The sequence below is a fragment of the Streptomyces sp. NPDC033165 genome (assembly GCF_055577965.1).
This window is the reverse complement of sequence record NZ_JBVIPK010000009.1, coordinates 190187-217176: the sequence shown is the minus strand read 5'-3', so window position 1 is coordinate 217176 and position 26990 is coordinate 190187. Positions and strand designations below refer to the sequence as shown.

At 71.7% G+C, this 26990-nt stretch carries 21 protein-coding genes and 4 pseudogenes; 20 read left to right on the top strand and 5 right to left on the bottom strand.

Annotated features, from left to right (window positions below):
- Nucleotides 1–8: 8 nt before the first annotated feature.
- Nucleotides 9–1157, bottom strand: a complete 1149-nt coding sequence (locus ACZ5WC_RS22465) for a PucR family transcriptional regulator (RefSeq protein ID WP_468542442.1) — start codon at nucleotides 1155–1157, stop codon at nucleotides 9–11.
- Nucleotides 1158–1369: 212 nt separating this feature from the next.
- On the opposite strand from ACZ5WC_RS22465, the gene ACZ5WC_RS22460 reads away from it, so the two are divergent.
- Both ACZ5WC_RS22460 and pruA read left to right on the top strand, forming a co-directional pair.
- Entirely contained in the window at nucleotides 1370–2296 is a 927-nt protein-coding gene (locus ACZ5WC_RS22460; protein WP_468542441.1) for a proline dehydrogenase family protein, read from the top strand.
- A 79-nt stretch (nucleotides 2297–2375) separates the two neighbouring features.
- Nucleotides 2376–4007 carry an L-glutamate gamma-semialdehyde dehydrogenase gene (gene pruA, locus ACZ5WC_RS22455; protein ID WP_468542440.1) on the top strand — a complete coding sequence of 544 codons (1632 nt, stop codon included), beginning with the start codon at nucleotides 2376–2378 and terminating at the stop codon, nucleotides 4005–4007.
- 149 nt (nucleotides 4008–4156) lie between these two features.
- Here the strand turns inward: pruA and ACZ5WC_RS22450 are convergent, their stop codons facing one another.
- Nucleotides 4157–4867 (bottom strand): nitroreductase family protein, encoded by a 711-nt coding sequence (locus ACZ5WC_RS22450; protein WP_468542439.1) that lies wholly within the window; start codon nucleotides 4865–4867, stop codon nucleotides 4157–4159.
- Between the two features lie 263 nt (nucleotides 4868–5130).
- Here ACZ5WC_RS22450 and ACZ5WC_RS22445 point away from each other — a divergent pair, with 263 nt between their 5' ends.
- Both ACZ5WC_RS22445 and ACZ5WC_RS22440 read left to right on the top strand, forming a co-directional pair.
- Nucleotides 5131–6201, top strand: coding sequence for a S1 family peptidase (locus tag ACZ5WC_RS22445; protein ID WP_468542438.1), 1071 nt, complete (start codon nucleotides 5131–5133; stop codon nucleotides 6199–6201).
- 219 nt (nucleotides 6202–6420) lie between these two features.
- Nucleotides 6421–6975 (top strand): GNAT family N-acetyltransferase, encoded by a 555-nt coding sequence (locus tag ACZ5WC_RS22440; RefSeq protein ID WP_468542519.1) that lies wholly within the window; start codon nucleotides 6421–6423, stop codon nucleotides 6973–6975.
- Nucleotides 6976–7028: 53 nt separating this feature from the next.
- On the opposite strand, the gene ACZ5WC_RS22435 is transcribed toward ACZ5WC_RS22440, so the two are convergent.
- The gene (locus ACZ5WC_RS22435; RefSeq protein ID WP_468542437.1) at nucleotides 7029–8039 is read right to left on the bottom strand and encodes an NADP-dependent oxidoreductase; all 1011 of its coding nucleotides are present in this window, start codon (nucleotides 8037–8039) and stop codon (nucleotides 7029–7031) included.
- 147 nt (nucleotides 8040–8186) lie between these two features.
- Here ACZ5WC_RS22435 and ACZ5WC_RS22430 point away from each other — a divergent pair, with 147 nt between their 5' ends.
- From ACZ5WC_RS22430 to ACZ5WC_RS22365, 14 genes and pseudogenes are all read left to right on the top strand, one after another.
- Entirely contained in the window at nucleotides 8187–9104 is a 918-nt protein-coding gene (locus ACZ5WC_RS22430; RefSeq protein WP_468542436.1) for a LysR family transcriptional regulator, read from the top strand.
- Between the two features lie 269 nt (nucleotides 9105–9373).
- Nucleotides 9374–9502: a hypothetical protein gene (locus ACZ5WC_RS22425; RefSeq protein WP_468542435.1), complete on the top strand. Its 129-nt coding sequence runs from the start codon at nucleotides 9374–9376 to the stop codon at nucleotides 9500–9502.
- A 152-nt stretch (nucleotides 9503–9654) separates the two neighbouring features.
- Entirely contained in the window at nucleotides 9655–10698 is a 1044-nt protein-coding gene (locus ACZ5WC_RS22420; RefSeq protein ID WP_468542434.1) for a 3-isopropylmalate dehydrogenase, read from the top strand.
- 256 nt (nucleotides 10699–10954) lie between these two features.
- Nucleotides 10955–12058, top strand: coding sequence for a branched-chain amino acid aminotransferase (locus ACZ5WC_RS22415; protein ID WP_468542433.1), 1104 nt, complete (start codon nucleotides 10955–10957; stop codon nucleotides 12056–12058).
- A gap of 164 nt (nucleotides 12059–12222) precedes the next feature.
- On the top strand, nucleotides 12223–13260 hold the full coding sequence (locus tag ACZ5WC_RS22410; RefSeq protein ID WP_468542432.1) for an agmatine deiminase family protein: 1038 nt from the start codon (nucleotides 12223–12225) through the stop codon (nucleotides 13258–13260).
- Between the two features lie 51 nt (nucleotides 13261–13311).
- Entirely contained in the window at nucleotides 13312–13926 is a 615-nt protein-coding gene (locus ACZ5WC_RS22405; RefSeq protein WP_468542431.1) for a TetR/AcrR family transcriptional regulator, read from the top strand.
- 311 nt (nucleotides 13927–14237) lie between these two features.
- On the top strand, nucleotides 14238–15845 hold the full coding sequence (gene cimA, locus ACZ5WC_RS22400) for a citramalate synthase (RefSeq protein ID WP_468542430.1): 1608 nt from the start codon (nucleotides 14238–14240) through the stop codon (nucleotides 15843–15845).
- A 286-nt stretch (nucleotides 15846–16131) separates the two neighbouring features.
- Nucleotides 16132–16763: pseudogene (locus ACZ5WC_RS22395) on the top strand (LacI family DNA-binding transcriptional regulator).
- A 91-nt stretch (nucleotides 16764–16854) separates the two neighbouring features.
- A pseudogene (locus ACZ5WC_RS22390) lies at nucleotides 16855–17418 on the top strand (ATP-binding cassette domain-containing protein); the annotation flags it as partial.
- A 231-nt stretch (nucleotides 17419–17649) separates the two neighbouring features.
- A complete protein-coding gene (locus ACZ5WC_RS22385; protein WP_468542429.1) occupies nucleotides 17650–20766 on the top strand; it encodes a glycoside hydrolase family 3 N-terminal domain-containing protein in 3117 nt (1038 codons plus the stop codon).
- Between the two features lie 67 nt (nucleotides 20767–20833).
- Nucleotides 20834–22213: a hypothetical protein gene (locus ACZ5WC_RS22380; protein WP_468542428.1), complete on the top strand. Its 1380-nt coding sequence runs from the start codon at nucleotides 20834–20836 to the stop codon at nucleotides 22211–22213.
- A 124-nt stretch (nucleotides 22214–22337) separates the two neighbouring features.
- Nucleotides 22338–22886 carry a hypothetical protein gene (locus ACZ5WC_RS22375; RefSeq protein WP_468542427.1) on the top strand — a complete coding sequence of 183 codons (549 nt, stop codon included), beginning with the start codon at nucleotides 22338–22340 and terminating at the stop codon, nucleotides 22884–22886.
- Nucleotides 22887–22893: 7 nt separating this feature from the next.
- The gene (locus tag ACZ5WC_RS22370) at nucleotides 22894–23127 is read left to right on the top strand and encodes a hypothetical protein (protein WP_468542426.1); all 234 of its coding nucleotides are present in this window, start codon (nucleotides 22894–22896) and stop codon (nucleotides 23125–23127) included.
- 230 nt (nucleotides 23128–23357) lie between these two features.
- Complete coding sequence (locus tag ACZ5WC_RS22365; protein WP_468542425.1) at nucleotides 23358–24236, top strand: AraC family transcriptional regulator; 879 nt, start codon at nucleotides 23358–23360, stop codon at nucleotides 24234–24236.
- Here the strand turns inward: ACZ5WC_RS22365 and ACZ5WC_RS22360 are convergent.
- Together ACZ5WC_RS22360 and ACZ5WC_RS22355 are read right to left on the bottom strand one after the other, a co-directional pair.
- Nucleotides 24226–24498, bottom strand: a complete 273-nt coding sequence (locus ACZ5WC_RS22360) for a DUF397 domain-containing protein (protein WP_468542424.1) — start codon at nucleotides 24496–24498, stop codon at nucleotides 24226–24228. The two genes, ACZ5WC_RS22365 and ACZ5WC_RS22360, sit on opposite strands and share 11 nt — an antisense overlap.
- Before the next feature lie 41 nt (nucleotides 24499–24539).
- Nucleotides 24540–25334: pseudogene (locus ACZ5WC_RS22355) on the bottom strand (helix-turn-helix domain-containing protein); the annotation flags it as partial.
- 113 nt (nucleotides 25335–25447) lie between these two features.
- Here ACZ5WC_RS22355 and ACZ5WC_RS22350 point away from each other — a divergent pair.
- Together ACZ5WC_RS22350 and ACZ5WC_RS22345 are read left to right on the top strand one after the other, a co-directional pair.
- A complete protein-coding gene (locus ACZ5WC_RS22350) occupies nucleotides 25448–25861 on the top strand; it encodes an ATP-binding protein (protein ID WP_468542423.1) in 414 nt (137 codons plus the stop codon).
- Nucleotides 25862–25958: 97 nt separating this feature from the next.
- Nucleotides 25959–26920 (top strand): annotated as a pseudogene (locus ACZ5WC_RS22345) (NAD(P)/FAD-dependent oxidoreductase).
- The last annotated feature ends 70 nt before the right edge of the window (nucleotides 26921–26990 follow it).

Sequence of the window (26990 nt, the reverse complement as noted above, 5' to 3'; positions counted from 1 at the left end):
GAAGCGGACTACAGCCGCGCCCGCTTCACCGCCATGTGCAGCAGCAGCCGGTCCTCGCCCTCGTTGAGGTCGAGGCCGGTGATCTGCTGGATGCGGGAGAGCCGGTAGTAGAGCGTCTGGCGGTGGATGCCCAGGGCGGCGGCCGTCCGGCTCGCCTGGCCCGCGCAGTCCAGGAACACCTCCGCGGTGTGCGCCAGCTCCCGGTGCGGCGGGGTCAGCAGCGAGGCGACCGCCGGGTCCCCCGGGTCCGTGCCGGTGCCCGGGAGCGCGGTCAGCAGGCGGTACGGGCCGATCGCCGACCACCGGGCGACCGGGCCGAGACGGGTCTCCGCCCGGGCCGCGCGGGCCGCCGCCACCGCTTCCCGCCACGAGACCGTCAGCTCGTCCAGCCCGCGGCGGGGGCCGGAGATCCCCCCGGTGGCCGCCGACGGGCCACTCGCGCGCAACCGGCCCGCCGCACTCACGGCCGGGTCCAGGCGGTCCGCCGAGCGCAGCCGGATCAGCGCCGCCAGCGCCGCGGGCCCGGCGGCCCCGGGCGCGGCGACCGTCGCCAGCGCGGCCGCCGAGGCCACGCCCCGTACCGAAGGCGTGTCGCCCGTCCACGGGGTCACGCACACCACCGCGTGCAGCCCCTCCGCGTCCCGCCCCAGCGCCTCGCCCAGCGCGGCGGCGGCGCTGTCGTGCTGCCGCCCCGGCCCGGCGGTCAGGACCGCGCCGAACTCCCGCGAGAGGTCGGCGCCCGCCCGCGCCTCGTCGGCGAGCAGCGCCCCGATCCGGGCCGTGACCTCCATCGCGGCGGCCAGCCGTTCGTCGGCCGGCCCCGGGTCGGTGTCGAGCAGCCAGACGTAACCGAGGACGACACCCCGATGGCGTACCGGAAGGCAGACGCGGTCCCGGAACACCCCGGCCTCGGGGGCGGCGGGGATGCGGACGGGGCCGGTGGCCCGGGTGATGCCGAAGCCCTCGAACCAGGCGCGGACGGCGGGCGTGGAGCGGCGGGTCAGGATCGAGCGGGTGCGGACCGGGTCCATCGCCGTGTCGTCGTCGCTGTCGTGGGCCCCGAAGGCGACCAGTCCGAAGTCCCGGTTCTCCAGGGTGGCCGGGGCGCCGAGGAGGGCGGAGATCTCGTCGACCAGTTCCTGGTAATCGCCTGTCACCCGGCCATTCTCGCACCCCCTCCCGGCCATCTTCAGACAGATGTCTGAGATGGCGGCCACGGATGCGTGACAGGTGTCGATGGCACAGGGCCGACGGGGTGCCTAGATTTCACGGTGGTTATCCGTGCCGTACCAGTGTGTTCATGTCTGTACACCTACGTTCATGTACGTACCGTTACGGCCCTTCGTTCGTTCATCCGTGGAGGTACCCCGTGCTGGGTCCCGTGATTCTCGCCGCATCGCGCAGCGACAAGATGCGCCGGTTCGTCTCGGCCGCGCCCGGCACCAAGCAGGTCGTCGACCGCTTCATCGCCGGGGAGACCGTCGACCAGGTCGTGCCGATCGTCGTGGACGCCGCGGACAAGGGCCTGGAGGTCACGCTCGACGTCGTCGGTGAGGACATCACCACCCCCGAGCAGGCCGAGGCCGCGCGCGACGCGTACCTGGAGCTCGTCGAGCGTCTGAAGGCCCTGGACCTGGGCACCCGCGCCGAGATGTCCGTCAAGCTGTCGATGTTCGGCCAGGCGCTGGAGAACGGCCACGAGCTCGCCCTCGCCAATGTGCGCCCCGTCGTCGAGGCGGCGGCCGCCATCGGCACCACGGTCACCCTGGACGCCGAGGACCACACCACCCTCGACTCGATGTTCGCCATCCACGAGGAGCTGCGGAAGGACTTCCCGCAGACCGGCTGCGTCATCCAGTCCTACCTGTTCCGCACCGAGGACGACGCCCGTCGGCTCGCCGCCGCGGGCAGCCGCGTACGCATCGTGAAGGGCGCCTACAAGGAGCCCGCCGCCGTCGCGTACCAGGACAAGGCCGAGATCGACAAGGCGTACGTCCGTATCACCAGGATCCTGATGGAGGGCGAGGGCTACCCGATGATCGGGTCCCACGATCCCCGTCTCATCGCCATCGCCCAGGAGCTGGGCCGCCAGGCGGGGCGCAAACTGGATGAGTACGAGTTCCAGATGCTGTACGGCATCCGCAGCGACGAGCACATCCGGCTCGCGGCCGAGGGCCACCGGATGCGCGTCTACACGGCGTACGGCACCGACTGGTACGGATACTTCATGCGACGCCTCGCGGAGAAGCCGGCCAACCTGCTGTTCTTCGCCCGTTCGGTCCTCACCAAGGGCTGAGCACCCGGCCCCGACCCCGGGCTGAACCGGCCACGGCCGACACACCCATCCCCGCCGACACCAAGGAGACAAGGCAACCATGGACGCCGTCACCCAGGTCCCCGCGCCGGTCAATGAGCCGGTCCACTCCTACGCCCCGGGTTCCCCGGAGCGCGCCCGCCTGGAGGTGAAGCTCAAGGAGCTCGCCGACAATCCGATCGACCTGCCGATGACCATCGGCGGCGAGAAGCGGATGGGCGGCGGCGAGCGTGTGAACGTCGTACAGCCGCACAACCACAAGGCCGTCATCGGTACCTTCGCGGGCGCCACCGAGCAGGACGCGCAGGACGCCATCGACGCGGCCCTCGCCGCCGCTCCGGCCTGGCGCGCGATGTCCTTCGACGACCGCGCGGCGATCATCCTGCGCGCCGCCGAGCTGCTGTCGGGCCCCTGGCGCGAGACGCTGGCCGCCTCCACCATGCTCGGCCAGTCCAAGACCGCCCAGCAGGCCGAGATCGACACCCCCTGCGAGCTGATCGACTTCTGGCGCTTCAACGTGCACTACGCGCGCCAGATCCTCGCCGAGCAGCCCCCGGCGAACTCCCCGGGCGTGTGGAACCGCATGGACCACCGCCCGCTGGAGGGCTTCGTCTACGCGATCACGCCGTTCAACTTCACGGCCATCGCGGGCAACCTCCCCACCGCCCCCGCCCTCATGGGCAACGTCGTGGTGTGGAAGCCGTCCCCGACCCAGACCCACGCCGCCGTGCTGCTGATGCAGCTCCTGGAGGAGGCCGGTCTGCCCAAGGGCGTCATCAACCTGGTCACCGGCGACGGCATCGCCGTCTCCGAGGTGGCGCTGAACCACCGCGACCTGGCCGGTATCCACTTCACCGGCTCGACCCCCACCTTCCAGCACCTGTGGAAGACGGTCGGCAACAACATCGCCAACTACCGCACCTACCCGCGGCTCGTCGGCGAGACCGGCGGCAAGGACTTCGTCGTCGCGCACCCCAGCGCCGACCGCGCCGTCCTGAAGACCGCGCTGACCCGCGGCTCCTTCGAGTTCCAGGGCCAGAAGTGCTCGGCGTCCTCCCGGGCGTACGTCCCGGCCTCCATCTGGAACTCCGGTTTCAAGGAGGAGTTCGCGGCCGAGGTCGACTCCATCAAGATGGGTGACGTCACCGACCTGACGAACTTCATCGGAGCCGTCATCGACGAGCGCTCGTTCGCCAAGAACAAGGCCGCGATCGACCGCGCCAAGTCCGACCCGGCGTGCACGGTCGTCGCGGGCGGCACCTACGACGACTCGGTGGGCTACTTCGTCCGTCCGACCGTCATCGAGTGCTCCGACCCCGAGAGCGAGGTCTTCACGACCGAGTACTTCGGCCCGATCCTCGCGATCCACGTCTACGAGGACGAGAAGTACGACGCCATGCTGGAGCAGATGGAGTCGGTGTCCGACTACGCGCTGACCGGCTCGGTCATCGCGGGCGACCGCGCGGCCGCCGCGTACACGATGGACAAGCTCCGCTACGCCGCGGGCAACTTCTACATCAACGACAAGTCGACCGGCGCCGTCGTCGGCCAGCAGCCCTTCGGCGGCGGCCGTGCCTCCGGCACCTGCGACAAGGCGGGCGCCCCGCAGAACCTCCAGCGCTGGACCCTGACCCGGGCCATCAAGGAGACGCTGGTCCCGCCGACCGACTACACCTACCCCCACCAGGGCTGACGCCCTCCCCGGGGCGCCGCAGCACGCCGCCCCGGGCCCCAGGGGCTCTCCGCCGCGGGAGAGCCTCCTCCTGAGCACCGCCCCCCGACCGGTCCCCCTACCGGCCGGGGGGCGGTTTCCATGGCAGGGCCTTCTTGCGAGGCGGCCCGTCAGATCTCCACCAGCACCTGATCCAGTGACTTGCGCACCAGGTCGGGGACCTCGCAGTCGTCCGCGGGATGGCCGACGGGGATCACGGCGAACGCCTTCTCGTTCTCGGGCCGGCCCAGCACCTCGCCGAGGAAGCGCATCGGGCTCGGGGTGTGGATCAGCGCGGCGAGCCCGGACAGGTGCAGGGCGGTGAGCAGCATGCCCACCGCGATCCCGACCGACTCGTCGACGTAGTAGTGCTTGCGCTTGGTTCCGTCCTCGCCCAGCCAGTAGCGCTGCTGGAAGACCACGATCAGGGCGGGTGCGTCCGTCATATGGGCCTTGACCGCGTCGGTGCCCAGCGGGCGCAGGGCGGCGAGCCACTCCTCGCCGAGCCGCCCGTCGTAGCTCAGCTTCTCCTCGTGCTCGGCGGCCTCCCGGATGCGGCGGCGTACCTCCGGGTCCTTGACCAGGACGAAGGTCCACGGCTGCTGGTGGGCGCCGGAGGGGGCGGTGGCCGCGCAGGCGATCGCGTCGCGCAGCACCTGCTCGGGGACGGGGTCGGGGGAGAAGGCGCGGACGGTCCTGCGCTCGTCCATCCGTCGGCGCAGCCGGGCGGCATGGGCCAGGGACGCCCTCGGGGCGATCCGTTCGGGGCGGTAGGGCGTGGGGCGGTACGGGTCGCCATGGGTGGGCGACCACTGCTGAGGTGCGGGTGTCGTGTCGGACATGGGCGCAGTGTGCGCGGTGGCGGAGGCCGGGGGAAGCGGTGCTTCGGACAGGACGGGAGCGGGTCCCGGTCAGTGTCCGATGACCGGGACCGGCCGTCCGTCTGCCTCTCGGTGTCCGGTGACCAGGACCGGCCGTCCGCCGGTGCCCCTGGGGCGCGCGGCCTTGGACGCCCCCGGGGCACGCACCCTTGTGGTTGGGTAATGGACATGTCAAATTCCTTCTCGGTACGTCCCCACACGTCACCCGAGAAGGAGTCCCCCCCATGCGACGCAACTCCCGCGCGCGCCTCGGCGTTTCCCTGCTGCTCGTCGCCGGCGCCCTCGGCCTCGGCGCGGCCCCCTCCGCCGCCGCCGACCCGTCCGCCTCCGCCGCCCCCTCGGCGATCCCCGCCCCGTCCGCGTACGCGCTCGACGCCAAGGTCGAACGCGTGCTCGGCGCCGACACCGCGGGAAGCTACCTCGACCGCAGGACCGGCGACCTGGTCGTCACCGTCACCACCGACCGGGCCGAGGAGCAGGCCCGCGCCGCCGGGGCCACGGTCCGCCGGGTGACCCGCAGCGCCGCCGAACTCCGGTCGGCCATGGACACCCTGGAGGCCGAGGCGAAGATCACCGGCACCTCCTGGGGCGTCGATCCGCGCACCAACCAGGTCGTGGTCGAGGCCGACTCCTCCGTCTCCGCCCGTGACATGGCCCGCCTGGAGGCCGTCGCCGAACGGCTCGGCGGCGCGGCCGCCATCAAGCGCGTCCCCGGCGAATTCCGCCGCGAGGTGCTGGGCGGCGGCGCGATCTACGGCGGCGGCAGCCGCTGCTCGGCGGCCTTCAACGTCACCAGGGGCGGGGCCCGCTACTTCGTGACCGCCGGACACTGCACCAACATCTCCGCCAACTGGTCGGCCCGCTCCGGCGGTCCGGTCATCGGCGTCCGGGAGGGCAGCAGCTTCCCGACCAACGACTACGGCATCGTCCGCTACACCGACGGCTCGTCGCCCGCCGGAACCGTCGACCTCTACAACGGCTCCACCCAGGACATCACCTCCGCGGGCAACGCCGTCGTCGGCCAGGCGATCCGCAAGAGCGGGTCCACGACCAAGGTGACCTCCGGCACGGTCACCGCCGTCAACGTCACCGTCAACTACAGCGACGGGCCCGTCTACAACATGGTCCGCACCACCGCCTGCTCGGCCGGAGGCGACAGCGGCGGCGCGCACTTCGCCGGAACCGTCGCCCTCGGCATCCACTCCGGCAGCTCCGGCTGCTCGGGTACCAACGGCTCGGCCATCCACCAGCCGGTGACCGAGGCGCTGTCCGCGTACGGCGTCACGGTGTACTGATCCGCCACCGATTCCCCGCTCCACCCTCCACGGCCCGCCCGGACCGGCATGCGCCGGATCCGGGCGGGCCGCCGGTTTCTCACGTGCGGACCGGGCCGACCGCGCGCGAGGATGGGCGGCATGACCGAGCCCGCCCCCGCCGCCCCCAGGCCGGATGCCGTCCTCAGGCCGGACGCCGCCCCCAGGCCGGATGCCGTCCTCAGGCCGGGCACTGCCCCCATGCCGGGCGCCGCCCCCGCCGTGCGCATCGTCCACACCTTCGAGCTGACCGCCGCCGGGCGCGCGAAGATCCGCGCCCTGCTCGACACCGCCTTCGACGGCGACTTCGCGGACCAGGACTGGGAGCACGCGCTCGGCGGCATCCACGCACTGATCCACGACGAGGACGGCCTCCTGGTCGCCCACGGCGCCGTCGTCCAGCGCCGCGTCCTGCACGCGAACCGCTCCTACCGCGTCGGATACGTCGAAGCCGTCGCCGTCCGAGCCGGCCACCGCCGGGGCGGCCTCGGCCACCGGGTGATGGCCGCGCTGGAACACGTCATCGACACGGCCCACGACTTCGGGGCCCTGTCCGCCTCCGACGCGGGCGCCGCCCTGTACGCGGCACGTGGCTGGCAGGTGTGGCCGGGCCGCCTCACCGCCCTCGGCCCGGAGGGCCCGGTCCCGCTCCCCGAGGAGGAGGGCAGCACGTACGTGCGCCCCACGGCCGGACGCCCACTGCCCGCCCCCGCCCACCCGCTCGCCTTCGACTGGCGGGACGGCGACCTGCTGTGACGGCGATCCGCCGGGACGGGGGAGGGGGGCGCGGCCCGCGCGCTCGGGAGCGCTCAGTCGGCGATCCGGATCAGCATCTTCCCGGTGTTCTCGCCCCGCAGCATCCCGAGGAACCCGTCCACGGTCCGCTCGAACCCGTCCACCACGGTGACGTCCGGCACGACCAGCCCGCTCCGCAGATGCGGCACCAGAAGGGCGTCCAACTCCTGCTGTACGCCGTAGTGGTTGCGGACCATCACCCCTTCCAGGCGCAGGCTCTTGCCCACGATGTCGAACAGGTTGCGCGGGGCGGCGGGCGGCTCGTGCGCCGAGTGGTACTGGGAGATCGCACCCACCCACGCGATCCGGCCGTGCTCGCGGAGCACCGAGATCGCGCCTTCCAGATGGTCCCCGCCGACGTTGTCGACGTAGGCGTCGATGCCGTCGGGCGCCGCCTTCGCCAGCAGCTCGCCGACCGGTCCTTCGTGGTAGTCGAAGGCCGCGTCGAACCCCAGCTCCCCGGTCAGCCGGGCGACCTTCGCGGGCGACCCGGCGCTGCCGATCAGGCGCCCCGCGCCGAGCAGCCGGGCCATCCGCCCCACCGCCGTACCGACCCCGCCCGCGGCCGCCGAGACGAACAGGTCCTGGCCCGGCCGGAACTCCAGGGTGCGAGTGAGCGCCACATACGCGGTGAGCCCGGTGCCGCCGAGCAGTGAGAGGTGGGCGGTGAGCGGGACCCCCTCGTACGCCGGGACCCTGCGCACTCCGGCCGTGCCGAGGGAGACCAGCGCATGGGTCCGCCAGCCCTCACGGTGCAGGACGAGATCGCCCTCCGCCAGCCCCGGGTCGCGCGAGGCCGTCACCCGTCCCAGCGCCCGCCCCTCCAGCGGCACGCCCAGCTCCCAGCCGCCGTCCATCTCCTCCCGGTGGTAGGGGTCCACCGACAGGTACAGGTTCTCCACCAGCGCGGTGCCGGGGGCCGGCTCCGGTGCGGGGGAGGCGTCGACGGCGAAGAGGTCGGGCGTGGGGAAGCCGTCCGGGCGGGCGATCAGCCGGAAGGTGCGGGCAGTGCGCTGTGTCGTCATGCCGCCGACGGTAGAAGGGGCCGGGAGTGTTCGGGCAGGGGGTGGCGTTGATGGAAGAATCGCTTCCATGAACAGCTCTCATAGGCAGAGGTCACAGGCGTTCAGGCGGAGGTCTCGGGCGTTGCGCGGCGGGTGGGGCGGGTCGCGATGACCGATCTCGCCCCGCGTGAACTCCGCGTCATCGTCGCCGTGGCCGAGGGCCGCGGGTTCTCCGCTGCCGCCCAGGCCCTCGGCATGACCCAGTCCGCCGTATCCCACTCCGTACGCACCAGCGAGCGCAAGATCGGCGCCGTGCTGTTCGACCGGGGCCGCCTCGGTGCGACCCCCACCCCGGCCGGTGCGGCGGTCGCCGGTCACGCCCGGCGCGTCCTGCGGCTGCTCGACGTGCTGGGCGCCGAGGCCCGGGGGATCGCGGCGGGGCCCGGCTCCGCGGACACGGTGAGCGGACCGCTGCGGATCGCCGCGTTTCGCAGCGCCGCCCTGTATCTGCTGCCGCCCGCGCTGGAACGCCTCACCGCCCGCCATCCGGGCATCGAGCCGGTGGTGCGGATGGTCCGCGAGCTGGGCCGGGGCACGGCGGGCGAGGTGCTGGACGGGCGGGCCGACGTGGCGGTCGCGACGCTCGGGACCACCTCTCCCCTGCCGGCCGGGCTGGTGGGCGGAGTGCTGCTGGAGGAGGAGTACGCCCTGGTGCACCCGGCCGGGCACGCCGCGCCCCGGAGCCTGCCGTTGGTCGACTGGGCCGAGAACTGCACCTCGTACACCCGCGACTGGTGGGCGGCCCAGGAGTGGATTCCCCGGGCGACCGTCGAGGCCGAGGACGACGGAGCGGTGCTCTCGATGGTGTCCCGCGGTCTCGGCATGGCGATCATGCCCGCGCTGTCCCTGCGCGGGGCACCCGACGGCATCGACATCACCGCTCTCGGACCCGACCGGCCCACGCGCTCGATCGGCTATGCCACCACGCCTGAGCAGGCGCGATCCCTCGCCGTACGCGCGCTGATCCGGGAACTGCGGGCGGAGCGCGGAGAGGAAGCCGTCTCAGATAGTAGGAAGTCCGACTAACTGTGGAGACAGAGCGGCCCGGCTGTCCTAGCTTGGTAGAAGCCGAACGAATCGCTCGATCGAGCGACTGCGGCGGTTGCGGGCGCACGCCCCGAAGCAGGTAACCCCTGCGGCGTACGCTCCCCGCCCCTTCCGGCGCCTCGAAATCCGATCCCGGCCCCGGCACCGGCACCGCCCCGCCCCGCAATGCCCCGCACGGCACTGCATCGCGATGCGCCTGCCCGCCCGCCCCTCCCGGCATCCATGCGATCTCAAGGAGTCGATCCATCATGGCCAACACCACCACCCGCCGCGTCCGCCGCAGCTCCCTTCCGGCCGAGGCCGAGCGCAAGAACGCCGCCGCCGCTCTCCAGCGCGCCCTCGACCGCCGCGACAACGGCGGCGAGACCGGCCACTGAGCCACCGGCCCGCCGCGCCACCGGTCCACCGGCGGCGCCGTGAGTCGCAGGCGCACCGCCCGCTCGCACCGCTCCCACCCCGAACACCCTTGCCGCGTCCGTATGGTGGACATCGGATGTCATGGGGTGGGACGCACCGTTAGGCTTCCCGCATGTCTCGCAGCATCGATCTCGCAGTGATCCCCGGTGACGGAATCGGCCAGGAAGTTGTGGCCCAGGGCCTCAAAGTCCTCAACGCTGTCCTCCCGCAGGATGTGAAGCTGGAGACCAAGGAGTACGACCTTGGCGCCCAGCGCTGGCACCGCACCGGCGACACCCTCCCGGACGCGGAGCTGGAGGCGCTCAAGAACCACGACGCCATCCTCCTCGGCGCGATCGGCGACCCGTCCGTGCCGTCCGGCGTCCTGGAGCGCGGGCTGCTGCTGAAGCTGCGTTTCGCCTTCGACCACTTCATCAACCTGCGGCCCTCCAAGCTCCTCCCGAACACCGCGACCCCGCTCGCCGGCCGCCCCGACATCGACTTCGTCGTCGTCCGCGAGGGCACTGAGGGCCCGTACACCGGCAACGGCGGCTCGCTGCGCACCGGCACCCCCGCCGAGGTCGCCACCGAGGTCAGCGTCAACACGGCGTACGGCGTCGAGCGCGTGGTCCGGGACGCCTTCGAGCGCGCGGCCGCCCGCCCGCGCAAGAAGCTGACGCTGGTCCACAAGAACAACGTCCTCGTCTACGCCGGCCACCTGTGGAAGAACACCTTCGACCGGGTCGCCGCCGAGTACCCGCAGGTCAGCACCGACTATCTGCACGTCGACGCCGCGACGATCTTCTTCGTCACCCAGCCGGAGCGCTTCGACGTCATCGTCACCGACAACCTCTTCGGCGACATCCTCACCGACCTCGCCGCCGCCGTGACCGGCGGTATCGGCCTGGCCGCCTCCGGCAACATCAACCCGACGGGCGCGTTCCCGTCGATGTTCGAGCCGGTCCACGGCTCCGCCCCCGACATCGCGGGGCAGGGCAAGGCCGACCCGACCGCCACGGTCCTCTCCGTCGCCCTCCTGCTGCGCCACCTGGGCTACGAGGCCGAGGCCGTACGCATCGAGGACGCCGTCTCCGCCGATCTCGCGGAGCGCGACGGGGCCGCCACGCGTACGACCGACGAGGTCGGCGACGCCCTCGCGGTACGCGTAGCGAGCTGACCCGACGACTCCACTTCGAAGCCGCCGGGTCGCAACAGCGCCCGGCGGCTTCACCTGTGCGGCCACCGGGTGCCACCATCGATCCCTGGACCGCATTCACACCGTTTCGTGCACGGCCCCCCGCGAGTGATAATCGAACGCGGGGCCGTGGCTCGCGGTAAAGCTCGGACGTCCTAGGACCTGACCGAAAAGCGTCGGGCATGAACGGGCGTGGGCGCGGTCCATCACACACAAGACCGGTGAAGGACACGCACTCATGACGACGCCCACGATCGAGCTCAAGCCCTCCTCGAACCCGCTGTCCGACGCGGAGCGCGAGGCGATCCTGGCCAGCCCCGGATTCGGCCGGCACTTCACCGATCACATGGTGACGATCCGCTGGACCGAGGGCCGCGGCTGGCACGACGCCGAGCTGGTCCCGTACGGCCCGCTGTCGCTGGACCCGGCCAACATGACCCTGCACTACGCGCAGGAGATCTTCGAGGGCCTCAAGGCCTACCGCCAGCCCGACGGCTCGGTCGCCTCCTTCCGTCCCGACGCCAACGCCCGCCGCTTCCAGCGCTCGGCCGCCCGCCTGGCCATGCCCGAGCTGCCCGTCGAGACGTTCATCGCGGCCTGTGACGCGCTGGTGCAGCAGGACAAGGCGTGGGTCCCGGCGCACGGTGGCGAGGAGTCGCTCTACCTGCGCCCGTTCATGATCGCCACCGAGGTCGGCCTCGGCGTGAAGCCGGCCAACGAGTACCTCTTCCTGGTGATCGCCTCGCCCGCCGGCGCCTACTTCCCCGGCGGTGTGAAGCCCGTCTCCATCTGGCTCTCGGAGAACCGCGTCCGCGCCGTCCCCGGCGGCATGGGCGACGCCAAGACCGGCGGCAACTACGCGGCCTCCCTCCTCGCCCAGGCCGAGGCCGCCGAGCACGGCTGCGCCCAGGTCGCCTACCTCGACGCGGTCGAGCACAAGTGGGTCGAGGAGCTCGGCGGCATGAACCTGTACTTCGTGTACGAGCAGGAGGACGGCTCCAAGAAGATCATCACGCCCGCCCTCACCGGCTCGCTCCTCGCGGGCGTCACCCGCGACTCCCTGCTCAAGGTCGCCCGCGACCTCGGTTACGGCTCCGAGGAGGGCCGGATCTCCATCGACCAGTGGCGCGAGGACACCGCGAACGGCACCCTCGTCGAGGTCTTCGCCTGCGGCACCGCCGCCGTCATCACCCCCGTCGGCCTGGTGAAGTCCGAGGGCGGCGAGTGGACCCAGAGCGGCGGCGAGCCCGGCGAGGTCACCATGAAGCTGCGGGAGCGTCTTCTCGACATCCAGCGCGGTGTCGTCGAGGACACCCACGGCTGGATGCACCCGCTCGGCTAGGGGCTTCTCCGTCCAGGATCAGGCCGCACCCGGCTTCCCGCCGGTGCGGCCTTTTCGATACCCGGAGATTAGAGCATCACTCGAAAGGCCATGGGCAAGCTTCCGTACCAGCGTCGGCCACGGTTAGAGTGACACTCAAATCGCCGAGTCCAGGAGCCCCCCCCATGCCACTCACCCCGGCCCCCGCCCCCTTCCGTATGCCCCCCGAGTGGGCGCCCCACGAGCGCACCTGGATGGCCTGGCCGGGACCCAACCCCACCTTCGCCTCCGACGCCGGGCTGGACGAGGCCCGCCGCGCCTGGGCCGCCGTGGCCCGGGTCGTACGACGGTTCGAGCCGGTCACGATGGTCGTCGGGCCCGGGCAGGAGGAGGGGGCGGCGGCGCTCCTCGGGCCGGACGTGGAACTGGTCGTACGGCCGCTCGACGACGCCTGGATGCGGGACATCGGGCCCACCTTCGTCACCGACGGCCGGGCGCTCGCCGCCGTCGACTGGACGTTCAACGGCTGGGGCGCCCAGGGCTGGGCCCGCTGGGAGAGCGACCAGCACATCGCCCGGGCCGTCGCCGAGCTGACCGGCGTCCCCGCGCACAGCTCCCCGCTCGTCAACGAGGGCGGCGCGATCCACGTCGACGGCGAGGGCACCGTCCTGCTCACCGAGACCGTCCAGCTCGGCAAGGAGCGCAATCCCGACTGGACCCGGGAGCAGGTCGAGGCGGAGATCCACGCCCGCCTCGGCACCGAGAAGGCCATCTGGCTGCCGCGCGGACTGACCGGCGACTACGGGACGTACGGCACGCTCGGCCATGTCGACATCGTCGCCGCCTTCGTCCGCCCGGGCACCGTCGTCGCCCACGTCCAGCCGGACCCGGCCCACCCCGACCACGAGGTCGGCCGGGAGCTCCTGGCCGTGCTGCGGGCCGCCACCGACGCCAAGGGGCGCCCGCTGGAGGTCGTCGAGGTGCCCGCGCCCACCGTGCTGCGAGACGAGGACGGGGAGTGGGTCGACTACTCCTACATCAACCACTACCTCTGCAACGACGGCGTGGTCCTCTGCGCCTTCGACGACCCGCGCGACGAGGAGGCGGCGGCGATCTTCCGGAGCCTGTTCCCGGACCGTACGGTGACCCTGGTCGATGCCCGTACGATCTTCGCCGGTGGTGGAGGCATCCACTGCATCACCCAGCAGCAGCCCAGGATCTGAACGCAGCAGCAGCCCAGGATCTGAACCCGGACCCGTCCCGAAAGCCCGCCCATGCCCCCCGCCCCCCGCCGCACCCATCACGCCGCCCCGCCCCGCGAGGACGTCCTCGCCGCCGCCATGGCCACCATCGCCGAGCGCGGGCTCGACGGGCTGACCATGGCGGGGCTCGGGCGCGAGGTCGGGATGAGCAGCGGGCACCTGCTCTACTACTTCCGCACCAAGGACGAACTGCTGCTCCAGACCCTGGAGTGGAGCGAGAACCGCCTCGGGGCCGAGCGCCGTGCCCTCCTCGCCGAACCGGGGAACGCCCGCGATCGGCTGGACGCGTACATCGACCTGTACCTGCCCGCCGGGCACCGCGACCCCCACTGGACGCTCTGGCTGGAGGTCTGGGGCCGCTCGCAGAACGCGGACGACGAGGCCAGGGCCCGGCAGGCCGCCATCGAGGGGGCCTGGCACCGGGACCTGGTCGCGCTGCTCGCCGAGGGGGTCTCGCGCGGGGAGTTCCGGGCGGTGGACGCCGACCGGTTCGCCGCCCGGCTGCGGGCGCTGCTGGACGGTTTCAGCGTCCATGTGACGGTGGGGATTCCGGGGACGGGCCGGGAGCAGGTGCTCGCCCAGGCGGCGGAGTTCCTGGACGAGACGCTGACGGCGGGCGCCGCGTGAGCGGTGCGACGAGCGTCACGACCGCATCCTGAGACACCGCCGTCACGGGCGCGTCACTGTGCGAGACTTCTGCCGTGTCCTCGTTCGTCATGATTATTGGCAGCAGGCGCGCCGGTCCGCAGTGACCGTCCCGTACCACCCCGTACGGCACGGACATCGTGCCCCAGACCCGCGCGCAGACCTCTCGCACCCGCGAGGGGTTTTTTCGTTTTCCGGCCCGCACCCCGGGCCGGGGAGGAGCGCGCGGGATGATGGGGGCAAGTGGAGCCCGATCGTCCGGATCCACTCATCCGACAGGAGTCAGATTCAGCATGACCACCAAGGCCAACGCCACCGACGACAGTTTCCATGTCTTCGACACCACACTGCGCGACGGTGCTCAGCGTGAGGGCATCAACCTGACGGTCGCCGACAAGCTGACCATCGCCCGGCATCTGGACACCTTCGGGGTCGGCTACATCGAGGGCGGCTGGCCGGGGGCCAACCCGCGCGACACGGAGTTCTTCGCCCGCGCCCAGCAGGAGATCACGTTCGAGAACGCCCAGCTCGTGGCGTTCGGCGCGACCCGCAGGGCGGGCGGCAGCGCGGCCGACGACCCGCAGGTCAAGGCGCTTCTGAACTCCGGGGCCCCGGTGATCACGCTGGTCGCCAAGGCGCACGACCGCCATGTCGAGCTGGCCCTGCGCACCACGCTGGAGGAGAACCTGGAGATGGTCCGCGACACCGTCTCCCACCTGCGCGAACAGGGCCGCCGGGTCTTCGTGGACTGCGAGCACTTCTTCGACGGCTACCGAGCCAACGCCGCGTACGCCAAGTCCGTGGTCCGTACCGCCCACGAGGCGGGCGCCGAGGTCGTCATCCTCTGCGACACCAACGGCGGCATGCTCCCCGCCCAGATCCAGGCCGTCGTCTCCACCGTCATCGCCGACACCGGCGCCCGGCTCGGCATCCACGCCCAGGACGACACCGGCTGCGCGGTCGCCAACACCCTGGCCGCCGTCGACGCGGGCGCCACCCACGTCCAGTGCACGGCCAACGGCTACGGCGAGCGCGTCGGCAACGCCAACCTCTTCCCGGTGGTCGCCGCCCTGGAGCTCAAGTACGGCATGAAGGTGCTGCCCGACGGCGCCCTCGCCGAGATGACCCGGATCTCGCACGCCATCGCCGAGGTCGTCAACCTCACCCCCTCCACCCACCAGCCGTACGTGGGCGTCTCGGCCTTCGCCCACAAGGCCGGGCTGCACGCCTCCGCGATCAAGGTCGACCCCGACCTGTACCAGCACATCGACCCGGAGCTGGTCGGCAACACCATGCGGATGCTGGTCTCCGACATGGCGGGTCGCGCCTCCATCGAGCTGAAGGGCAAGGAGCTCGGCGTCGACCTCGGCGACGACCGCGCCCTGGTCGGCCGGGTCGTGGAGCGCGTCAAGGAACGCGAACTGAGGGGCTACACCTACGAGGCCGCCGACGCCTCCTTCGAGCTGCTGCTGCGCGGCGAGGTCGAGGGCCGGGCCCGGCGCTACTTCCGTACGGAGTCCTGGCGGGCCATCGTCGAGGACCGCCCCGACGGCACGCACGCCAACGAGGCCACTGTGAAGCTCTGGGCCAAGGGCGAGCGGATCGTCGCCACCGCCGAGGGGAACGGCCCGGTCAACGCCCTGGACCGGGCCCTGCGCGTCGCCCTGGAACGGATCTACCCGCAGCTCGCCAAGCTGGAGCTGATCGACTACAAGGTCCGCATCCTGGAGGGCCGCACCGGCACCGAGTCCACCACCCGGGTCCTGATCACCACGGGCGACGGCACGGGCGACTGGTCGACCGTGGGGGTCGCCGAGAACGTCATCGCCGCGTCCTGGCAGGCACTGGAGGACGCGTACACCTACGGGCTGCTGCGCGCGGGCATCGAGCCCACGGAGTAGCCCGGCCGGACCGCGGCATGCCGGAGCCGCCGCCCCGATCCCGGGGCGGCGGCTCTTGTGCGTTCAAGAGATGAACGCACAACGCCGTCTGTCCGCCCGGCAGTTGAGATCTGCCCAATCTCGGCGTGAAGTATTGACGGCTCTGTATCGGCGCGGTTGACTCCAGCCGCAACGCCGGTGCCGGTTCCGGAACCGACACCGAACGCCTCTCCCGGCATGCCCGCCGCCCTGCACCTGCCTGCCCCTTGCCTGCCCTGCCGCCCTGCCAGGCCCTCTGGAGGACCAGATGCGCGTCACCATCGCCGATGTCGCCCGTGAGGCCGGCGTCAGCAGGACGACCGTGTCACGGATCATCAACACCAAGGGCGAGGTGCACCGTTCCACGGCCGCCCGCGTTCGTGAAGTGATCGCACAGCTGGGCTATGTGCCCAGCTCCGGCGCCGTCGGTCTCGCCCGCGGCTCCAGCCGTACGGTCGGCATGCTGGTGCCCTCGCTGACCTGGCCGTGGATGGGCGAACTGCTCCAGGGCGTCGTCGACACCGCTCGGTCCTGCCCACCGATCTCGTCGTCGAGGGAGACTTCACCGAACGCGGCGGCCGCCGCGCCGTCGAGGAACTCCTCGCACGGGGCGCCGAGTTCGACGCGGCCTTCGCGCACAACGACATCAGCGCGGCAGGCGTGCTCCGCGCCCTGCGGGCCGCCGGACGCCGGGTCCCGGACGACATCGCCGTCGTCGGCTTCGACGACATCCCGATGGCCGAACACACCGAACCGCCGCTGACCACCGTGTGCCGGCCCACCCGCCGGATGGGCGAGACGGCGGCCCGGATGCTGCTCTCCCGCCTCGGCGGCACGCCCGTACCCGACGGCCCGGCCGTGCTGCCCACCGAACTGGTCGTGCGCCACTCGGCGCCGTGAGCGACCCGGCCGCCCGGCCGCGCCCCGCTTCGCACTCTTCCGCCCGCCGGATCTCCCCGACCCGGCAGCCCCCTCCTGGAGTCGCCATGTCCGTACGCCGTCGTACCACCCTCAGGGCGGTCGCCGCCGGCACCGCCGTGGTGGCGCTCGCCGCTACCCGTACCAGCTCTCCGGCGGCATGCGGCAGCGCGTGGTGATCGCGATGGCCCTCGCCCTGGAACCCGAGATCGTCGTCATGGACGAGCCCACCACCGCGCTGGACGACGTGACGCAGCGGCAGATCCCGCGGCGGCTGGTCCGGTTGAGGGAACAGCTGGACTTCTCGGTCGTGTTCATCACCCACGACATCCCGCTCCTGATCGAATTCTCGGACCGGATCGCGATCATGTACGGGGGCCGCATCGTGGAGGAGGCGGGCGCGGCGGAGATCTACCGCGAGATCCGCCACGGCGACGGGCTGCTCCACTCCTTCGCCGCCGCGCACGGCCCCCGTCGCGAACCGACCGGTATCCCCGGCTCTCCGCCCCGCCTGTCCGCGATGCCCGCCGACTGCGACCTGCACCCGCGCCGCGACCTCGGCGCGGCCCCGCACGCCGTCCACCACCTGCTCCTGGGCCAGGGACCGGCCGCCGGTGCGCCGCGGGACGCGGCGGGCGGCAGCCCCCTGGAGCTGGCCCTGGGCAGCACCCTCAACCTGGGCACCGCCACGCCCGAGACGGACAGCGAGGCCGACCGCGAGGCGTGCCGCCGCGCCGACGGCATGGCCGCCCGGCTCTACCGCGACCCGATCAACCTCACCCGCGCCGGGACCGCCTGACCCACCAGAAGCGCCAGGGCACGCCCGGCAACTCCCCGAGCAACTCCACCCCGAGAAGAGAGCGCTCCCATGCCCCGCATCCCGCACCCCCGCTCCCGCCCCCGCGGAAGCGGACCCGCTACGGCCGCCTTCGCCGCCGTGGCCGTCCTGGCCACCCTGCTCGCCGGACCGGCCACCAGCACCGCCGTCGCGGCCGCCGACGACCCGGCCCCCGTCCTCATCGACCGCTTCGAGGGCGAGGTGCCGCTCGGCAGCACCCCGCCCGCCGACGCGATCTTCACCTGGGGCGGCGACGCGGACGACCACCCGCGGCTGGAGATCGCCGAGCGTGCCGACGCCCCCGAGGGCGGACACGTCCTCGAAGGCTCCTACGACATAAGCGCGTACGGCGGGTTCAGCCATGAGTTCGCCGTGGACACCCCGCCGCAGGACTGGACCGCGCACCAGGGCATCCGCTTCTGGTGGTACGGCCAGAACACCGCGCCCCTGCCGCCCGGTTCGGGCAAGCGGATCAACTTCGAGATCAAGGACGGCGGAGCCAACGGCGGCGCGTCCGAGCTGTGGACCTCCTCCTTCACCGATGACTGGGAGGGCTGGCAGCTCGTCGAGATCCCCTTCGCGGACTTCGAATACCGCACCGACTACCAGCCCGTCGGCGGCATCGACCAGGTCCTCGGCCTCAACGAGATGTGGGGCTACGCCCTCACACTGCCCGGCGGCGCACCCGGCGCATTCGCCCTCGACGCCGTCGAGCTGTACGGCAAGGCCGACCCGGCCCTGACGGCCGCCGTGGTCACCGACGCGGCGGTCCACCCGCTGAAGAACGGCGAAACGGCCCAGGTGGCCATCTCCGTCGCCACCACCGGCTCCGTCCCCATCGAGGAACCGGTCACCGTCACCTACGCCACGAAGGGCGGCACGGCCGAGGCGGGCAAGGACTACACCCCGGTCACCGGCAGCCACACCTTCCCCGCGGGCACCCCCTCCGGCACCACGCACAAGCTCGCCGTCCGCACGGCAAAGGCGTCGGAAGCCTCCGAGGCGAAGACGATCCCCCTGGAGCTGACGGTCACCGGCGCGAAGGCTCCCCGGGAGAACCCGCAGGTCGTCATCGACGCCCACGGACTCCCCTACCAGAATGCCGAGTTGCCCGTGCGGCAGCGGGTCGCGGACCTGCTGGCACGCATGTCACCCGCCGAAAAGGCGGGCCAGATGACCCAGGCCGAGCGCAACGCGCTCCGCGCCCCCGGGGACATCGCCGCCTACGACCTGGGCTCGCTGCTCTCCGGCGGCGGCTCGGTCCCCACCCCCAACACGGCCGCCGCCTGGGCGAAGATGGTCGACGCCTACCAGCTGCGCGCCCGGGCCACCCGCTTCCAGATCCCGCTGATCTACGGCGTCGACGCGGTGCACGGCCACAACAACGTCGTCGGCGCCACGATCATGCCGCACAACATCGGCATCGGCGCGGGCCGCGACCCCAGGAGCGCCGAGCGGACCGGCGCGATCACCGCCAAGGAAGTGCGCTCCACCGGCGTCCCGTGGGACTTCGCCCCCTGCGTCTGCGTCACCCGTGACGAGCGCTGGGGCCGGTCGTACGAGGCGTTCGGCGAGGACCCGGCGCTCGTCGAGGCCATGGAGACCGTCATCCAGGGCATGCAGGGCAGCCCCTCCGGCAAGGACCTGCACCGCAATGACAAGGTGCTCGGCAGCGCGAAGCACTTCGTCGGCGACGGCGGCACCGCATACGGCTCATCCACCACCGGCTCGTACACGACCGACCAGGGCATCACCAAGGTCACCCGCCAGGAACTGGAGGCGGTCCACCTGGCCCCGTTCGCGGAGTCGGTCAAGCGGGGCGTCGGCACGATCATGCCCTCGTACTCCTCGCTCGACATCATCGGCGACGGCCGGGGCCCGGTGAAGATGCACGCCCACGCCGAGATGATCAACGGCGTCCTCAAGGACCGGATGGGCTTCGAGGGCTTCGTGATCAGCGACTGGCAGGCCATCGACCAGATCCCCGGCGACTACCCGAGCGACGTCCGTACGGCGGTCAACGCCGGTCTGGACATGATCATGGTCCCGACGGCGTACCAGGACTTCACCAGGACGCTGAAGGAAGAGGTCGCGGCGGGCCGGATCAGCCGGGCCCGGATCGACGACGCGGTCTCCCGCATCCTCACCCAGAAGTTCCGCCTCGGCCTCTTCGAGAAGCCGTACGCGGACACCACCCACCTGGACGAGGTCGGCTCGGCCGAACACCGTGCGGTGGCCCGCGAGGCGGTGGCGAAGTCGCAGGTCCTGCTGAAGAACGGCAACGGGGACGAGGGGGCGGTCCTGCCCCTCAAGCCTTCCCAGAAGGTGTACGTCGCCGGGTCCAACGCCGACGACATCGGCAACCAGGCCGGCGGCTGGACGATCAGCTGGCAGGGCTCGTCCGGGAAGATCACCCCGGGCACGACGATCCTTGAGGGCATGAGAAAGGCGGCGAGCGACCCGGACTCGGTCACGTACTCGCGGGACGCCTCCGCCGCCACGGACGGACACGACGTGGGCGTGGTCGTCGTCGGGGAGACCCCGTACGCCGAAGGCATCGGAGACGTCGGCAACGGACACGACCTGGAGCTGACCGACGCCGACAAGGCGGCGGTGGACAAGGTCTGCGCGGCCATGAAATGCGCGGTCCTGATCGTCTCGGGCCGCCCGCAGCTCATCGGCGACCAGCTCGGGGACATGGACGCGCTGGTGGCCTCCTGGCTGCCGGGTTCCGAGGGCGACGGCGTGGCCGACGTGCTCTACGGCAAGCGCCCCTTCACCGGGCAGCTCCCGGTGACCTGGCCGAAGTCGGAGGCGCAGCTTCCGATCAACGTGGGGGACACGGCGTACGACCCGCAGTTCCCGTACGGCTGGGGCCTGACCACCCTGAGGAAGCCGCCGGCCGGCGGTCAGCTGACCCTCGCGGCCCTCGCCGTGGCCGCCCAGGTCGCCGAGAGGGCGAAACTGGGCAGGACCCCGGCGGGCAAGGCGATCGTGGACCGGGCGAGGCTGCTGGTCCAGCAGAGGATCAACGGGCAGTTCACCCAGGCGGTGTCGAAACCGTTCGCGGAGGCGGACCACCTGCTGCTCACGGGCGATCTGACGGGCGCGGTGGCCAAGCTGCGTACGGCGTACCGAGCCGCGTAGGCCGCGTAACGACCGAGTGCTCCAGGCGGGCGACGCCGTTCTTCGCCCGCCTGGAGTAGCGTTAAGTATGAGGAAAAGGCTCTTCCCCTCGCTGTTGGCGGGCCTGCTGCTCATCCTGGCAGCGGCTGTACTCGCCCTGACCTCCCCTGCGTCGGCCGCCGCCCCCGCCGCGACCATCCAGGACGCCGCCCAGGCCCTGCGCGACGACCCGGTGTATGTGGACCCGGACGCCCGCGATCAGCTTTCCGTCGCTGACGAGAAGGCCCTGGAAGACAAGATCACGGACGCCGACAAGCCGGTGTTCGTGGCCGTACTGCCCGACACCGAGGCCTTCCCTGAGGAAGGCCTTCTCCAGACCCTGCGCAGCGACACCGGCATCACCGGCGTCTACGCGGTCCGGCTCGGCGACGGCTTCGACGCGGGCGCGGACCCGCAGGTCATGCCGTTGCGGGCGGTGCAGAACCTCACGGCCTCCGTGGAGAACCCCGCCATCGCCACGGACACGAACGCCCAGCTCAACGCCTTCGTCGACAGAGCCGTGGAACAGGCCAGGGGCACGGCCCCCGCATCCTGGTCCGGCGGCGGCGCGGCCGACGACCCGGGAGCCCCGGTCTCCGGCCTGATCACGCTCGGCGCACTGGTGGCAGCGGGAGGTGCGGGCGCGTACGCGATCTCCCGCCGCAACAAGCGCCGCAAGGAGGAAGAGGAGCGCATCGCGCTCGACAAGCTCCGGGTCGTCGTCGACGAGGACATCACCGCGTACGGCGAAACCCTGGAGCGCCTGGACTTCCACCCCGCGGAACCGGGCGCGGACGACACCATGCGCACCGACTACGAACGGGCCCTGGACTCCTACGAGAGAGCCAAGACCAAGATGGACAAGGCCGCGCACCCCTCTGACGTGCGCGGAGTCACCCAGTCCCTGGAGGACGGCCGCTACGCCCTCGCGGTCCTGGAAGCCCGCCGCAGCGGCGCGGAACTCCCTGCCCGCCGCCCGCCGTGCTTCTTCGACCCGCGCCACGGCCCCTCGGTCACGGACGTCCTGTGGACCCCGTCCGGCGGCGCGGCCCGCGAGGTCCCGGTCTGCGGCGCGGACGAGGTGCGCCTGAGCCGGGGCGAGGACCCCATGAGCCGTACGGTCGACGTGGGCGACGGCAACCGCCGCCCGTACTGGGAGGCGGGCCCGGCCTACGGCCCCTGGGCAGGCGGCTACTTCGGCGGCGGCCTGCTCCCCGGCCTCCTCATGGGCACCATGCTCGGCTCGATGCTCGCGACCCCGGCGTACGCCTCCGAGTACGGCGGCGGTGACTTCGGCGGCGGCGCCGGCGGCGACTGGGGCGGCGGCGACTTCTCCGGCTCTGACTTCGACTCCTCCGGCTTCGGCGGGGGCGGCTTCGGCGACGGCGGAGGCTTCGGGGGCGGAGGCTTCGACGGAGGCGGTTTCTGAGCGCCCAGGCGTCCAGGATTCCAAGCGTCCCGGGTTCCGGCCGATCCCCTCAGCCGGGGCCCGGGGCTCGGGGCTCGGGCCCCGGGGGAGAGCCGGAGACCGGCCCTGTGCGAGGCTGCGGCGCATGGGGTGGACATGCAAACTGCACGGGGGCGTCGCGGCGGGGTTGGGCGCGGTGATCCTGACGCTGGCCGCACTGACCTGGCTGCCGGGAACGCTGCCGTGGGGCGAGGCGCAGTGGCCGGTGGTGACGGCATTCGCGCTCGCCCTCCTGATCTTCGTAACGGCCGTGGCGCGTACTGTCCTGACGGGCGCGGACCGGGGCACGATGTGGCGGGCTTTCCGGTGCCTTCCCGCCAGGACACAGGCGGGACTCGCGGTCCTGGCCGTGTCGGCCGCGGCGATCCTGGCCCTCGACATGGCGGGGACGGACCTCCAGGCCCCCGAGGCGAGGGACGGCCGGTACTACGCCTACGACACGAGCCCGCGCGGCACGGTCGAGATCCCGGAGAGCGAGTACCGGGCCCTCCAGGAGAGCGGCCTCCGGATGATGCTCGCGATCCCCGGCCTGCTCCTCGTCACCGCGGCCTGCACCGTGCTGGCGGCCGGAGAACTGCGCCGGGCGGACCGTGCACAGAAGACGGGCGTGCCTTTTACCGGGGGGAGCCGTTGAACCCGGCATGAAGAAGCGAAGCGTACTTGCCGCTGTCACTCTCGCCACCGGGGCCGTCATCGCCGCCATCAGCCCGCACCCGGGAGGCGGGGACTCGGCCCACGCGGCCGAACCGCCCGTCTCGCTGGGCGCACTCGACAACGTCGGCGACCTCGGCAAGCTGGTCGACGGCGCGGCGGACACGACGACCTCCACCGCTGGCACGGTGACCACGACGGTCTCCGAGGCCCGGTTCAGCTGAGCCCCCGTGCTCAGCTGAGCCCCCGCAGGACTACTCACCACGTTCCGCGCTGAAGACTGCCGGAATCCGGCAAGGCGCGAGGACGTGCCGCGCCCATCGCATGCTGGTGCCCGTCGACAGCGCCCGGATCGGTCGGACCTACCCGACCGACCCGGGCCCGGATCTGTCGGGTGCGGCAGGCTGAACCCTTCCTACGGTGAACGAGAAAGGAAGAAGGGGAAGGTAGCGGGTTGCTGGAACGACTGAACGAGGCGATGGAGCACATCGAGGCGCACCTCGGTGAGCACATCGAGGCCGCGGAGCTGGCGCGCATCGCGATGACGTCGGAGTACCACTTCCGCCGGATGTTCTCCGCGCTGGCGGGCGTCCCGCTCGCGGAGTACATCCGCCGACGCCGTATGACCCTCGCGGGCGCCGAGGTGCTCGGCGCCCCCGACCGCACGCTGCTGGAAGTGGCGGTGCGGTACGGCTACGACACGGGGGAGGGCTTCGCCCGCGCGTTCCGGGCGGTGCACGGCATCGGACCGGGCGAGGCGAGACGTACCCGCGCGACCCTGCGGTCCCAGCAACGCCTGACCTTCCGACTCGTCGTCGAAGGGAGCACGGACATGCACTACAAGCTGGTGGAGAAAGAGGAATTCCGCGTGGTGGGGAAGAGGGCCCGGGTCCCCCTGATCCACGAGGGCCCTAACCCGGCGATCGCGGAGTTCATCCGGGGCATCGGCAAGGAGACGCTGGAGCACATCGCGGCCCTCTCCGACCAGGACCCGGCCGGGCTGGTCGGCGTGAGCGACCAGCTCGATCCCAGCCGCGCGGAAGGCACCGAACTCGACTACTACCACGGGGTGGTGACGAGCGCGGAGCCGCCGATGGACCTGGACGCCCTGACCGTACCGGCCGGGATGTGGGCGGTCTTCGAGAACGAGGGCGCGTTCCCGCTCGCCCTTCAGTACCTCTGGCGGGACGTGTTCACGCAGTGGTTCCCGTCGAACCCGTACGCCTCCAGACCGGGCCCGGAGATCCTGCGGGTTCAGGTCTCCGGGGATGGGAAGCGGGCGGAGGCGGAGCTGTGGATTCCCGTGGAACGGTCGGAGCAGCCTACGGGTTGAGCTGAGCGCCGCGCACGAAGGATTCCCAGGTGGCGGGCTCGACGGTGAGGATGGAGCCGTCGGTCACCTTGGAGTCGCGGATGTGGACGGCGGAGGGGTGGGCGGCGACCTCTACGCAGTTTCCGCAGTCACCGTCGCTGTAGCTGGACTTGTGCCAGTGGTACGCGACCTCAATGCAGGCGCCCCCGTCGCCGTCGCTGTAGCTGGACTTGAACCAGTGGAGGGCGATGGGCCCGGGGGCGGGGTGTGCTGCGCGGGACATGTTTCTCCAAGCAGTGCGTCAAGCAGTGCGTCCAGTAGCCGGGTGCTCGCCTCGACGGTGAGCGCCTGGGAGCGCAGCATCCCATACCGCTGCATAAGAGTGCTGACATCGGCCGGCTCGTCGTACAGCTCTGCGCGCAACTGGCCGCTGATGTAGGCGAGCTGATCGTGATCGGGCGTCTCCAGCAGGACGAGAGGGCCCGCGAGCGCAGCGTGCCGAGGGGTGCTCCGAGGCATGATCTGGATGCTGACGAATGGCAGATCCATGCAGCGTCGCAGATGGAGAAGCTGTTCCCGCATCATTCCGGGGTCACCCAGTTCGGTGTGCAGAATGCTCTCTTCCAGGATGAAGTGGAGGACGGGCCTGGGCTTGCGCTCCAGAATCTTCTGGCGGCTGAGACGCTCCGTGACTCGCTCCTTGATTTCCTCCTCCTCGATCGGCGGGTAGTTGCAGCCGAACACGAAGCGCGCGTACGCCTCGGTCTGGAGCAGTCCCGGGACGAGCTGGGGCTCGTACCAGAGCAGGCTCAACGCTGCCTGCTCGTACTGCACGAAGTCCTTGACCAGCGCCTGATAGCGCTCCTTCCGAGGAATCCGCTCCACCGCGACCCGTAGCACGCCCTTGGTTTCCAGTAGTTCATCGAGCTGGACGGCCAGGTCCAGCTGAAGCGCCCGCCGCCCCTGCTCGATCGAAGCGATGGTGTCCTCGCCCACCCCGAGCTGCTCGGCGAGGGCGGCCTGTGTCAGCCCGGCGAGTTTTCGGAAGTGGCGCAGCTGCGCCCCGACCAACTGCCACGAAGTAACTCGCCTGATGCTGCTCTGCTTTCCCGGTTGCATGACCTGGCTCTCCCCGTTCCGGTCCCGCTGTCAACCCGTCAGAACCCGTACAAAAGCTTTTGTACGTCTCTCCGCTCTGCTGAAGCCTAGTTACACCGTGTGAGCGTGGAAGCATGAACGAGGCAACCCAACTCCCGTACTACCGCGCCGCCTTCTACTGCCGGGAGCGCAGGTCGATCCCGGTCGTACGCAAGTTCACCCGCAAGGCGCTGATCGATTGGGAGTGCGAGGAGCGCGCCGACGACGTGCTGCTCTGCGTAACCGAGCTGGCGACCAACGCCCTCCGGCACGGCGTACCGCCGGGGCGTGGCTTCAAGGTCCACATCTACCTGGAGCGGATCGAGAACATGATCCGCGTCGAACTGCACGACAGCGGTGACGGCGAGGTGCGCCCGGTGGGCGGGGTGCCGGGGGTCGACGAGGAGGGCGGGCGCGGGCTGCTGCTGGTCGCGGCGGTGGCGGACCAGTGGGGCGTGGCCGAGCGGAACCCCGGCAAGGTCGTGTGGTGCGAGTTCAGTATCGGCTGACTTGCTGTTTCGGCAAGGATGTTTGTCGTTTCGGCCCCCCTGGGCGCACTCTCGCCATCGAGCGGAGGTGATCCGCAGGTGACGAAGGAGGAGCGACGTGAAGCAGCAGCGGTACGACGTGGTGATCGTGGGCGGCGGGGCGGCCGGTCTGAGCGGGGCGCTGACCCTGGCGCGGGCCCGGCGCTCCGTCCTGGTGATCGACGAGGGAGCGCCCCGCAACGCTCCCGCGTCCCATGTGCACAACTACCTGGGCCGGGAGTCGACCCCGCCCGGGGAGTTGCTGGCGATCGGCCGGGGCGAGGCGACCGGGTACGGGGCGGAGGTCGTCGAGGCCCGGGTGGTCGCGGCCGAGCGGCTTCCGGGGGAGCGGGGCTTCCGGGTGGGGGTGGACGGCGGCGGCACGGTGGAGGCGCGGAGGCTCCTGGTGACGACGGGGCTCGTCGACGAACTGCCGCCTGTGCCCGGCCTGGTGGAGCGCTGGGGCCGGGAGGTGCTGCACTGCCCGTACTGCCACGGCCACGAGGTGGCGGACCGCCCGGTCGGTGTGCTGGGCGCAGGCCCCCTGTCCGTGCATCAGGCGCTGATGTGGCGGCAGTGGAGCGATGACATCACACTCTTCCGCCACACGGGTCCCGAGCCGTCGGACGAGGAGTACGAGCAGCTGGCGGCCCGGGGCGTGGCGGTGGTGGACGGGGAGGTGGCGGGCCTGGAGATCACGGACGACCGCCTCACTGGCGTACGACTGGTGTCCGGACAGGTGATTCCGCGTGAGGCGCTGGTGGTTCAGGCCCGCTTCACGGCCCGCTCGGCCGTCCTGGAGTCCCTGGGCCTGGTGCCGGTCGCGCAGGAGATGGGCGGCACGGTGATCGGTTCGTACATCGCGGCCGACCCGACCGGTGCGACGGAGGCCCCCGGCGTCTGGGCGGCGGGCAACGTCACCAACCTCACCGAACAGGTCATCGGCGCGGCGGCGGCAGGCCTTCGCGGGGGGGGGGCGCGATCAACGGGGACCTGATCGCCGAGGACACCCGGCTGGCGGTCGCGGCCCGCAGGGGGTGAGCGGAGGAGAGGAGAGGAGGGGCGGAGGCTTCGGTGATCGCCGCCGGTTCTACTGTGAACCGCAGGGGGG